Source organism: Nesterenkonia sedimenti, from assembly GCF_012641515.1.
GTDB classification, from domain to species: Bacteria; Actinomycetota; Actinomycetes; order Actinomycetales; family Micrococcaceae; genus Nesterenkonia; species Nesterenkonia sedimenti.
In genome coordinates, this window is sequence record NZ_JABAHY010000041.1 from 1 (window position 1) to 1,181 (window position 1,181).

1 protein-coding gene is annotated in these 1,181 nt (G+C 66.4%); it reads right to left on the reverse strand.

Features of this window, described 5'->3' with window-relative positions; genetic code table 11:
• A partial coding sequence (locus HGQ17_RS14840) for an ISL3 family transposase (protein ID WP_168888729.1) occupies positions 1–1,181 on the reverse strand: 1,181 nt, incomplete at both ends.

Below are 1,181 nucleotides of genomic sequence, written 5' to 3' on the forward strand. Positions count from 1 at the left end.
CAGACCAGCCACCTTCAGACTCACAGATCGCTTCGGTTGGTCCGTTGCTGGTGCCGGGGCGATCGAAGAACGCGAGGATGTCCGCAGCGCGTTGCCTCAGGGTCCGGCCGAGTCTGCGGATCTCGATCAGCGCGGCCGGAACGCCGCTGGTGACACTGTCGATCACGGCCTTCATCATCGTCTTGCCCTTGATCTTGTCGGGTTCTCGGTAGGCGGCAACGATGCGCTGGTAGATACCCCAGGTCGCTTCGACCTCGACGTGCCCGTCGTCGGCGAACAACGCGTCGAGTCGGTCACGTTGCTTGTCGGTGAGGAGACTGTGACCGGTATGCAGGGTGCGGCGGGCCTTGTAGAGAGGGTCCCCGGCGCGACCGCGATGCCCGAGGCTCTGCTGCTGGACGCGTTGACGGCATCGGTTGAGGCCGTCGCCAGCGAGACGGACAACATGGAATGGATCCATCACGGGGACGGCCTCAGGGAGTTCTTCAGCGGCGGCGGTCTTGAATCCGCTGAAGCCGTCCATCGCGACGACCTCGATCTCGTCCCGCCAGGCCTTCGGTCGACCGGCGAGCCACTGCTTGAATACTGCCTTCGAGCGGCCCTCGACCATGTCCAGAAGCCGTGCGGGTCCGGTCTTGTCCCGGTTCGGGGTGAGATCGATGATCACCGTGACATATTTGTCGCCCTTGCGCGTGTGGCGCCAGACATGCTCGTCGACACCGATCGTGGTGACGCCGTCGAAGCGGTGCGGGTCATCGATCAGACGCCGCTTGCCCTCAGCGAGAATCGCCGCGTTCGCGGCCGACCACGACACCCCGAGCCCCGTGGCGACCCGAGAGACGGAGAGATGGTCGAGGACGAGGCCTGCCAGGCCCCAGGCGAGGCCGCTACGGGAGATCTTCGCTCGCTCCGGCGCGGCCTTCGACGTGTCCTGCCGCCAGATGCGCCCGCACCCGGAGCACTTGTATCGGCGGACACGGATCAACAGCGTCGTGGGCCGGTGCCCGAACGGTTCATGCGCGAGACGCCGCTGCACCGTGTCCCGGGGCACGCCCTCGCAGCCGCACTTCCGACACCAGCGGTCCGGTTCGACGACGCGGCACTCGATGACGGCGTGATCGGGCGACAGGTACTGCCCGACAGCGTGAAGTCCGAGCTCATCGAGCCGGCAGAACGTGGTC